The 8,821-nt window shown below is 52.1% G+C and carries 12 protein-coding genes and 1 pseudogene; 8 read left to right on the top strand and 5 right to left on the bottom strand.

Features of this window, described 5'->3' with window-relative positions:
- Positions 1 to 105 (top strand): MbeD family mobilization/exclusion protein (locus tag MHZ97_RS22515; RefSeq protein ID WP_239315671.1); only part of this gene is annotated, 105 nt, incomplete at its 5' end.
- Between the two features lie 755 nt (positions 106 to 860).
- Here MHZ97_RS22515 and MHZ97_RS22020 read toward each other — a convergent pair.
- Both MHZ97_RS22020 and MHZ97_RS22015 read right to left on the bottom strand, forming a co-directional pair.
- Positions 861 to 1,088 (bottom strand): YgdI/YgdR family lipoprotein, encoded by a 228-nt coding sequence (locus tag MHZ97_RS22020; RefSeq protein WP_063617429.1) that lies wholly within the window; start codon positions 1,086 to 1,088, stop codon positions 861 to 863.
- Between the two features lie 21 nt (positions 1,089 to 1,109).
- On the bottom strand, positions 1,110 to 1,343 hold the full coding sequence (locus MHZ97_RS22015; protein WP_063617428.1) for a YgdI/YgdR family lipoprotein: 234 nt from the start codon (positions 1,341 to 1,343) through the stop codon (positions 1,110 to 1,112).
- Positions 1,344 to 1,624: 281 nt separating this feature from the next.
- On the opposite strand from MHZ97_RS22015, the gene MHZ97_RS22010 reads away from it, so the two are divergent.
- Positions 1,625 to 2,092: a helix-turn-helix domain-containing protein gene (locus tag MHZ97_RS22010; RefSeq protein WP_063617427.1), complete on the top strand. Its 468-nt coding sequence runs from the start codon at positions 1,625 to 1,627 to the stop codon at positions 2,090 to 2,092.
- A gap of 413 nt (positions 2,093 to 2,505) precedes the next feature.
- The gene (locus MHZ97_RS22335; RefSeq protein ID WP_063617436.1) at positions 2,506 to 3,810 is read left to right on the top strand and encodes a PAS domain-containing methyl-accepting chemotaxis protein; all 1,305 of its coding nucleotides are present in this window, start codon (positions 2,506 to 2,508) and stop codon (positions 3,808 to 3,810) included.
- A 735-nt stretch (positions 3,811 to 4,545) separates the two neighbouring features.
- Here the strand turns inward: MHZ97_RS22335 and MHZ97_RS21995 are convergent.
- Positions 4,546 to 4,713, bottom strand: coding sequence for a hypothetical protein (locus tag MHZ97_RS21995; protein ID WP_154819018.1), 168 nt, complete (start codon positions 4,711 to 4,713; stop codon positions 4,546 to 4,548).
- Positions 4,714 to 5,239: 526 nt separating this feature from the next.
- Positions 5,240 to 5,521, bottom strand: coding sequence for a type II toxin-antitoxin system RelE/ParE family toxin (locus tag MHZ97_RS21990; protein ID WP_063617434.1), 282 nt, complete (start codon positions 5,519 to 5,521; stop codon positions 5,240 to 5,242).
- 345 nt (positions 5,522 to 5,866) lie between these two features.
- Here MHZ97_RS21990 and MHZ97_RS21985 point away from each other — a divergent pair, with 345 nt between their 5' ends.
- Positions 5,867 to 6,157, top strand: a complete 291-nt coding sequence (locus MHZ97_RS21985) for a HigA family addiction module antitoxin (RefSeq protein ID WP_202816127.1) — start codon at positions 5,867 to 5,869, stop codon at positions 6,155 to 6,157.
- Between the two features lie 289 nt (positions 6,158 to 6,446).
- Here MHZ97_RS21985 and MHZ97_RS22395 read toward each other — a convergent pair whose 3' ends face one another.
- Complete coding sequence (locus MHZ97_RS22395) at positions 6,447 to 6,530, bottom strand: hypothetical protein (protein WP_058655973.1); 84 nt, start codon at positions 6,528 to 6,530, stop codon at positions 6,447 to 6,449.
- 678 nt (positions 6,531 to 7,208) lie between these two features.
- On the opposite strand from MHZ97_RS22395, the gene MHZ97_RS21980 reads away from it, so the two are divergent.
- The 4 genes and pseudogenes from MHZ97_RS21980 to MHZ97_RS21965 all read left to right on the top strand — a co-directional run.
- Positions 7,209 to 7,532 carry a MobC family plasmid mobilization relaxosome protein gene (locus MHZ97_RS21980; protein WP_179133778.1) on the top strand — a complete coding sequence of 108 codons (324 nt, stop codon included), beginning with the start codon at positions 7,209 to 7,211 and terminating at the stop codon, positions 7,530 to 7,532.
- Positions 7,471 to 7,839: pseudogene (locus tag MHZ97_RS22510) on the top strand (hypothetical protein); the annotation flags it as partial. The gene MHZ97_RS21980 and the pseudogene MHZ97_RS22510, both read left to right, overlap by 62 nt.
- A gap of 370 nt (positions 7,840 to 8,209) precedes the next feature.
- Entirely contained in the window at positions 8,210 to 8,707 is a 498-nt protein-coding gene (locus MHZ97_RS21970) for an MbeB family mobilization protein (RefSeq protein WP_063617431.1), read from the top strand.
- Between the two features lie 6 nt (positions 8,708 to 8,713).
- Positions 8,714 to 8,821, top strand: a 108-nt coding sequence (locus MHZ97_RS21965) for an MbeD family mobilization/exclusion protein (protein WP_141021794.1), incomplete at its 3' end; no start/stop codon positions are given.

Here is an 8,821-nt window from a genome sequence, read left to right as displayed (position 1 = left end):
GGTCTTATGCAACGGGAGAACGCGGCGCTGAGCGAGCGCGTCACGGGCTTGAGCAGGCAGGTGCAGAGTTTGAGCGAGCAGCTGCGCCGGTTGTCGAACGGCTGAATGCCGTCGAGCTGCGTCAGCAGCAGGAGCGGGAGCTACAGCACCAGAAAACGCTGGAAGCGGAGCGGGTACAGCGACAGAAAACCTATAACGGACCTACCCTAGGATAATGGTACAAAAATAGAGTGGATTAAAGGCTGCCTTCTTTTTCCTGATTCCGGCCGGGCCTGCCTGCACTGGCTAAAGCCCTAAAACTGCGCAATCAGCAGCGCGGGAGCAGTTGATAACCACTTTTTACTGTCATACTTATTTGCCGGCTCTCTGATCGGTACCGGCTGACTGTTTGTGCAAATTTTGTCGGACATCCTGACCCTCGATGTCCGTTTTTTTTGTTCAAAATTCGCCTTTAGTGCCAGCATTCGCCCGAAACCGGCCGCCATTCACTTCCGTGCATAGCCATGCAGGCGCGCAGAAATCATCAGGCGCGTTTTTTCACGATATGGACAGGGAAAGGTGCCGGAAACGGCCCGGACGCGGCAGAAATGCGCTGAGGGGCTCTGCAGGGGTGCGCCCAAGAACTCTTATGTTAAATCAGAGTGGCCGGCAGACACGGAATATCTCGCTATGGCTGCGCTTATGTTCGGGAAGAATATGCCGATAACTGTACATGTCCTGCACCAGGGACTGTCCGTTCTAATCCACTGTGATGCTGTATGCATTGCTCCCGTACTCCCGTGTGCGGGAGCTTTTTTTTCTGCTGTCGGGTCAGATAATGAAAAAGGCCACACAAGGCGGCCCTTTTCCAGAGAAATGAATCAGTGCGGGATTTCAGAGACTTCTTTAACATCAGTTTTATTGATTTGCTGTTTGACGCCATTTGCGTCTGTATAGCCCAGCAGGCCCGTGTCTGATTCTTCAGGCTTACCGTCGCTGATAATCGTACGTCCGTCGTTGGTGTGAATGGCATAGCTTGTGCGCGTGCATCCGGTCAGGGCTGAAAGCATAACTGCCGCTGCGAACACTGAAACAAAAATCTTTTTCATGGCCAGCTCCTTTTAACCGTATCAGTTGTCCAGTTCACTCATGTTGCTTATTTTATCGCGGTTTATCTGACTGTATCTTCCGGTTGTTGCGTCTTTATAAGACACCAGGCCGGTATCATTATCGATTTCAGGTTTGCCGTCTGTAACGATAGTGCGGCCATCCGTTGTTTTGATTTGCTGATTTGAAGAGCATCCGGCAGCAGCAAACGTCACCAGCGTGACCATGATGGTCGCCAAAAGCATTTTTTTATTCATGATAGATTCCCTGCTTAAAAGTAAAGTGGATATGGTCACTAACCCTCTAAGTATAGGTCATTTTTCTAGGCGAAGAGAGGCTGGAAGGCGGCCACCATCATGAGTTCGGCAATGCACTCTTATGTTGAATCTGACCATACATGCTCCTGACGTTACGACTTCAAAAAACCTTAATGCTGCATGTCAGACCGCTGTCACGTTACTGTCGGGTTATGATCGTGGTCGCGTAGGATCACGCGGGCAACACTGGGCGCTGACCACCTTCCATTCGGAGACAGGAAATGAGTGATACCAACAAATTCAGATCGCTGCGTCTTGCGCGCGCCTGGTCCCAGGAGCAGCTTGCCGAACTGTCCGGGATGAGCGTACGCACGGTTCAGCGTATCGAGAACGGCGATCAGCCAAGCCTCGAAACACTGAGCGCCCTGGCTGCTGTATTTGAGGTGAGCGTGGCGGATCTTTCCGGCCCTAACGCGCTTGGCGATGACGCGCTTGACCAGAAAATTGCCGAGGCAAAGAGCAAAATTGCTGAGGAAGGCCGTTTTTACCGATCGGTTATTACGGCTATCGTCGTCTGCGCGCTGCTGCTTGTTCTTAACCACTTTACGGCTCCGGCCAGCGTATGGTCATTGTGGGTTGCGGGGATCTGGTGTGCGCTACTGGTTATTAGTGGCATGAGGACGTTTGTTTTTCGAGGGCTAATCAGCCGCTGGCAACAGAAGCGGCTTCGGCAGATGCTGCGACGATAACCGTAATTCGCAACAGGGATGTTATGGTAAATCAGAGTGGCTGGCAGGATAGGTTTTTAAAATAAACGTCACAGGATGAAGCAGGTCAGATGCAATGTGGCATACTCGTTGTGTGCCACACCAGGGCATCTGAATACATAAAGCTCCCCGTGAGGGAGCTTTTTTGTGCCTGAAAACCGGCAACATAACCGGTAAAGGCATGAGGCGTCGTCTGGAACGCGGGTAACTGAGATGCCTGAAACCTGGTAATAATCTGTGACGCTTTTTCTGCCGCTCCCCGGCGGGGAGCTTTTTTTCGCGCCTCACGGGGGCAGCAAAAAGAAAGCTCCCGCTATCACAGTAATATATAACGCTACATAAGGAGTAGCCGATAACCATGGCAGTCCTTACATTATCCGAGCTATCTGATGCATATGCTTTCACTTAAAAATATGTTCTCCCTGAACCGCCAGCGATCAGCCATTTCGTATGACGCCATTTGTCAGAATAAGCCTGTCATTGAATTCAGTCCGGAGGGGGTGATACATAAAGCCAGCCCGCTTTTTCTCTCCACTATGGGGTACAGGGCTGATGAAATAATCGGTCACCACCATCGTATATTCTGCCCACCCTCGCTGGTAAATTCACCAGAATACAGCCAGTTCTGGCAGCGCCTTGCCAGGGGCGAAAGCTTTAGTGGCAAGTACCTGCGGCTGGCAAAGGGAAATCGTTCCGTATGGCTTGAAGCCAGTTATATCCCCGTTACTGACCGGCGCGGCCGTGTGACCAGAGTCATTAAAATTGCTGCCGATATTTCTGAGCGCGTGCATTCTGCGCTTGAGCAGGAAGCAGTCGTAAATGCCATAAACCGTTCTATGGCCATCATCACCTTCAATCCTGAAGGGATCGTGCTTGAAGCAAATGAAAATTTCGTCAATGCCACTGGCTATAAGCGGGATGAAGTCATCGGTAAGCATCATCGTCTGTTTTGTGCCGAGACGCTCTACAAAAGTGATGAATACCGACAGTTCTGGGAGAGGCTGAATCAGGGTGAGTTTTTTTCTGGTCAGTTTCCACGTCTTAACCGTCAGGGAGATCCTCTGTGGTTCCATGCAACTTATAACCCTGTCTTTAACAGTGACGGGCAGCTTTATAAAATTGTGAAATTCGCTACAGATGTCACGGCTGATGTCCTGCGAAACCAGAGAGAGCAGGAGGCTGCTTTGCATGCATGGGATATGGCCGTGCATACCCGAGGAAGTGCGCAGAACGGTGCCAGTGTTATTGAAAATAGCATCCTTATGATTGACAGAATTGCTCAAGGGATGGGGGCTGTCTCCACCGATGTCTCTCGGCTCAACAATCAGTCTGAAAGTATTGACGATATGGTGGAAACCATCCGGAAGTTTGCCATGCAGACAAGACTTATTGCACTGAATGCCGCGATTGAAGCAGCAAGGGCGGGCGCATCCGGAAGAAGTTTTGCGGTTGTTGCCGCAGAGGTGCGTAATCTTGCGGCGAGCGTCAGTAGCGCGACTGAAGAAATTGAGCAAGTCGTGGCCAGCAACAGTCAACTGGCCAAGGATGTTCTCAGTGGCATTGAAAACAGCCTGATGAACACCCGGGAAGGGGTTACACTCATGCGCGAAGCGGGTGAAGTGATGACCAGCATTCAGAGGAATGCTGCAGGGGTTGAGACTGCGGTTAAGGATGTCGCCATTTCAGTTAAAGCCGGATAGGCCATGGTGCATATCTCCACCACTGGCCGCGTTCAATGCGGGAATGGCGCCTGTATGCCTGTTCTGCTGCCACCGCCACTTAACACTGCTGACTGAGATACCTGAAACCTGGTATTAATCTGTGACGCTTTGTCTGCCGCTCCCCGGTGGGGAGCGTTTTGCGCGCCTCACGGGAGCAGAAAAAAAACGTACCCGCCGGGGTGCGAAAGCTGTTCATCATGTTCCGTGCAGAGCGATGACAGAGAGTCGGCACGGAGTAGTACCATTCCGGGCCGGGTCCAAGTTCTTTTTGTTAATTTTATCTTATAAATCATTTATATAAATCAAAATAATTATCACTGCGCGTGACGCTTTCTGATGCATCTTTTTCTGCGCCTGCGCCTGCGCCTGCGCCTGCGCCTGCGCAATAGCACTTTTATGTTAAAAGTGTGACGCCCGGCGGGTATGAAGAAAAAAGATGCCGGCTTCGCTTATGTGCGCGCAGAGGAGGCCGATACCCAGAGTGTGCCTCACCAGGGGCGCATGGAACGATACTGCTGCTGTCTGTGCTGAAGGCTCCCGCTGCGGGGAGCCTTTTTTTGCTGCCAGCGCCTGCTGTGGCTTTGCGGAAGCGCGTTCTTGTTGCACACTTAAAGAGTGCCGTTCCATGCTGGTTTCGGCACGTTGTTGTGTATTTTGAACGCGCTACGTCGTTCAGCCCGCTGCGGAAGATGGCGGGTTTTTTACGATCGTAATTCAGCTCAGGCTTCGTGAATCCGGCCACTTCTTCGTAATCTCCTGCAGTTCGCGTTCCAGTTCGCCGATCCAGTCTCCATTTTTGTCGTTCTGCGAGCTTTTGTCGTCGCTGGTGCCGCCGTCTGTAGATTCTTGCGGTGATTCCCGGTCGTTCTCGTCGCGTGTCATCTGTGTTTCTCCCGCTCTGTACCGGAATATTGTCGGCCGCATAAGGAAAGTGTTCAGTGATCTTACGCATCATTTTTCAGCGGAACGGGAGCTGCAGGGCGCGATTTGAGATTGCTGTGAGGAAGGGCGTAACAGGGATGTTATGTTCAATAAGATCGCATGGCGGTTTTAGCCAAAGAAAAGGCCATCTATAGATGGCCTTCAACTTTAATCTTGGGCTCTGACGAGCAGCTTCCAATCGTTAGAATGTCCTTTTTTCTTGCAGTTGGAACATGGTGGCAAGCCTTTGCATTCGCGGTTAACTACGTCTTCATAGTTGCAAGTTTGGCACTGATAAATACCAGCTCCAATTGGCGATGGATCTTCGCCAATTTTCCTTATTTTTGAATACCTTTCAGGTTGATTTGAAGGGTTAACATTGCTTCCTTCGCCATAGAGAGCCATATTTTTTATCCTATATTTTTTATGTATAGGAATCTAAGGCAATTCATCTTTCACATGAATGCCTTAGATTCCCACTTATCAGTTAGTGGTAGTCTTCAAGATCTACATCGAACGTATTAGGTTCGTCGATCTTAAAAGTTACTCGCCAGTTGCCGTTAACCTCAACGGCATACTCTCCAGCGCGGTCACCCTTTAATGGATGGCAACGAAGCGCAGGAATGTCCATCATGTCCTGTAAGTTTGTAGCCGTATGTAGTGCAGTCAAAATCATCTTCAACCGGCTTTCAAATTGAGCAGGTAGTCCTGCCATGCTTCCAGTTTCAGCGAACTTTTTTAGTCGTTTATGCTTGATGCTTTTTATCATTTTGTTCCTTCCCTAAAGTTTTACTACGTCGTAGACGATGATGTAGAGGTAATCTCATTCGTTAATCTCCGATTAAATGAATCTTGCGTGATGCGCAATATTGTCGTAGGGTTACTTGACAACGTCAGTCGATGTACAAATTGACTTTGTTGCTGATGAACGTATAATTCACCGGCCTTGAATTTCACATCAAGAGCCCCAACAACCCAAGACGAACCTAAAGCACTCACCATCTTATTGATGTGTGAAAATTGTGTCAAGTCATTAGATTGCATGTTGCGCAATGCGCAATGCGGTTTGTAAAATAAATTTGGGTTAAATTTTTTTAAGGCTTAAGAGGAAGGTATGATAAATCTCTTTGAACCGGTTCATCCTGGCGATTTCATTCGCGAGATGTACATGGAGCCATTTGATATATCTGCCGTAGACTTAGCTGATCGCTTGCACGTGTCGCCATCTACTTTAAGCAGAGTAATTAATGGTAAAACTGACCTGAGTGTCGAAATGGCTCTCCGGTTATCTAAGGTTTTAGGCAGAAGCCCTGAATCATGGATTGCTATGCAGGCGCAACATAGCTTAGCTAAGAGCAGAAAATCTATAGAGAAAGAACTTGAGACTTTGGTTCCGCTTGCTTAACAAACGGCCAAGTTCATAAAAAAAGTCGCTATAGCGACTTTTTTTATGAACTTGACTATAAGCAGATCGGAAGCGTAATCTCATTGCCTAGAAACGAAAAAACCACCCTGGCAGGTGGTTTTTCGAAGGTTATTTAATCCTGGCAGATTATCTAACCGTGGTAACAGTCTTGTGCGAGACATGTCACCAAATCCGTCCTTCCAGTGTAGCCCTAGTTTGGCCACCACTTCAAGAACTCTCAATACATCTCTCGCACATCCTGTTTACCAGTGGCCGTTGCCAATGGCGATTAGTCGTGTCTTTCCGGGTTGGACTCAAGACGATAGTTACCGGACAAGGCGCAGCGGTCGGACTGAACGGGGGGTTCGTGCATACAGTCCAGCTTGGAGCGAACTGCCTACCCGGAACTGAGTGTCAGGCGTGGAATGAGACAAACGCGGCCATAACAGCGGAATGACACCGGTACACCGAATGGCAGGAACAGGAGAGCGCACGAGGGAGCGACCCATCGGAAACGGTGGGGATCTTTAAGTCCTGTCGGGTTTCGTCACCGCTGTCGGATTCATGGTTGAGCTCAGGCTCCCACAGATGCACCGAAAAAGTGTCTGTTTATGAATTCCGCCAGGGGGGCGGAGCCTATGAAAAAACGGCAACGCCGCATCCTTTTTCCGGCCCTTTTTAATTTGATGGCAGCTTGCTTGCCCCGTTATCTGTGAGCCGGTAACGCCCGCCGCAGTCTCACGGCGGGAGCGTAGCGACCGAGTGAGCGAGGAGGCGTCATTTCGCCTTCACCGACATGTTGCACTTACGCCACGCAACCACATTTTCTCCTGCCACATTGAAGCACTTTCATAAATTACCACTCCGCCGTAACATATTTAGCCAGTATACACTCCGCTAGCGCTGCGTGACTGGTTCAGGGCTGCGCCCCGAAACCCGCTAAAAGCCACTGACGCGCCTGCGGCTTGTCCAACACCACGCCGTTCGGGAAAGAATTTCCCGCCCGTCCCGGCGTTATCAGGAGGACGGATTGGCAGACAAACGCAGCAAAATGCTCACGATGTGGGTAACGGAAGACGAGCACCGGCGCTTGCTGGAGCGCTGCGACGGTAAGCAGCTCGCAGCCTGGATGCGGCAGACGTGTCTGGACGAAAAGCCCGCTCGCGCCGGCAAACTTCCCTCGATCTCGCCGGCGCTGCTTCGGCAGCTTGCCGGCATGGGTAACAACCTCAATCAGATTGCCAGGCAGGTTAACGCCGGTGGCGGTAGCGGGCACGACCGCGTACAGGTGGTCGCCGCACTGATGGCCATCGATGCCGGACTCGAACGGCTTCGCCAGGCAGTGCTGGAAAAGGGGGCAGACGATGATCGTTAAGTTTCATCCCAGAGGGCGCGGCGGCGGCGCCGGTCCGGTGGATTATCTGCTGGGTAAAGACCGGCAGCGCGACGGCGCCAGCGTTCTGCAGGGGAAGCCGGAGGAAGTCCGGGAGCTTATTGACGCCTCGCCCTACGCCAAAAAGTACACCTCCGGCGTCCTGTCCTTTGCGGAACAGGATTTGCCGCCCGGCCAGCGTGAAAAACTGATGGCGAGCTTCGAGCGGGTTCTGATGCCCGGGCTCGACAAAGATCAGTACAGCGTGCTGTGGGTTGAGCACCAGGACAAGGGGCGGCTGGAGCTGAACTTCATCATCCCTAACACGGAGCTGCTGACCGGCAAACGGCTCCAGCCGTATTACGACCGCGCCGATCGTCCGCGCATCGATGCCTGGCAGACCATAGTGAACGGCAGTCTGGGAATACACGACCCGAATGCGCCGGAGAACCGGCGGGCGCTTGTCACGCCGTCTGCGCTGCCGGAAGCGAAGCAGGAAGCCGCCCAGGCGATTACGCGCGGCCTGCTTGCCCTTGCCTCATCCGGGGAGCTGAAAACGCGCCAGGACGTCACTGAGGCGCTGGAAAGCGCAGGTTTCGAGGTGGTGCGCACCACGAAAAGCAGCATCAGCATTGCCGACCCGGACGGGGGGCGAAACATCCGACTCAGGGGAGCCATCTATGAACAGTCTTTTAACGCTGGCGAAGGACTTAGAGCAGAAATCGAAAGCGCAGCAGCAGACTACCGGCGAGATGCTGAAAGCCGCATTCAGCGAGCACGAGAAGTCTGTCAGAGCGGAACTGAGCGAAAGCGAGAAGAGAATCAGCGCCGCCATCCTCGACCACGACCGGAAGCTGTCCTCAGCCATGAGGCAGCGCACGAAAGGCATGGTGCGTATGGTCAGCCAGACGTGGCTGACCATCGTCCTGGTCTCCGCGCTGCTGATAGCCTCGAGCGCGGGCATTCTGTGGTGGCAGGGGCAGCAGATACTCGACAATTACGTGAGCATCCGGGAGCAGAAGGACGCGCTGGAGAAGCTGAACGCGAGAACGTGGGGCGTGAGTTACCAGGAAGACAGCCAGGGGCGCTTTCTGGTGCTGCCGGAAGGCGTGAAAGCGGACACGAACTGGACGTTCGACAACGGCAGGAAGAACGGCATCAGACTGGTGCAGGAGTAGAGCAGCATGACGGAGCTGGAAAAACAGTTGCTGAGCGCATTAGAGCAGCTACAGCAGGACTACTCGAAAAGGCTGGACGAGTGGGAGAACGCCTTCGCGGAATGGCGGACGATG

It is taken from the genome of Pantoea sp. ACRSC (genome assembly GCF_022346785.1).
In the GTDB taxonomy this organism is placed as follows: Bacteria; Pseudomonadota; Gammaproteobacteria; order Enterobacterales; family Enterobacteriaceae; genus Pantoea; species Pantoea alvi.
Note: the sequence above shows the minus strand (reverse complement) of the source record. Positions and strands in the feature narration are given on the sequence as shown.

Coding starts and splice junctions, on each gene's coding strand:
- MHZ97_RS22020 (WP_063617429.1), bottom strand. CDS start 1,088: ATGAAAAAGATTTTTGTTTCAGTGTTCGCAGCGGCAGTTATGCTTTCA.
- MHZ97_RS21980 (WP_179133778.1), top strand. CDS start 7,209: ATGCTCACGATGTGGGTAACGGAAGACGAGCACCGGCGCTTGCTGGAG.
- MHZ97_RS21985 (WP_202816127.1), top strand. CDS start 5,867: ATGATAAATCTCTTTGAACCGGTTCATCCTGGCGATTTCATTCGCGAG.
- MHZ97_RS21990 (WP_063617434.1), bottom strand. CDS start 5,521: ATGATAAAAAGCATCAAGCATAAACGACTAAAAAAGTTCGCTGAAACT.
- MHZ97_RS22335 (WP_063617436.1), top strand. CDS start 2,506: ATGCTTTCACTTAAAAATATGTTCTCCCTGAACCGCCAGCGATCAGCC.
- MHZ97_RS21995 (WP_154819018.1), bottom strand. CDS start 4,713: ATGACACGCGACGAGAACGACCGGGAATCACCGCAAGAATCTACAGAC.
- MHZ97_RS21970 (WP_063617431.1), top strand. CDS start 8,210: ATGAACAGTCTTTTAACGCTGGCGAAGGACTTAGAGCAGAAATCGAAA.
- MHZ97_RS22015 (WP_063617428.1), bottom strand. CDS start 1,343: ATGAATAAAAAAATGCTTTTGGCGACCATCATGGTCACGCTGGTGACG.
- MHZ97_RS22395 (WP_058655973.1), bottom strand. CDS start 6,530: ATGCACGAACCCCCCGTTCAGTCCGACCGCTGCGCCTTGTCCGGTAAC.
- MHZ97_RS22010 (WP_063617427.1), top strand. CDS start 1,625: ATGAGTGATACCAACAAATTCAGATCGCTGCGTCTTGCGCGCGCCTGG.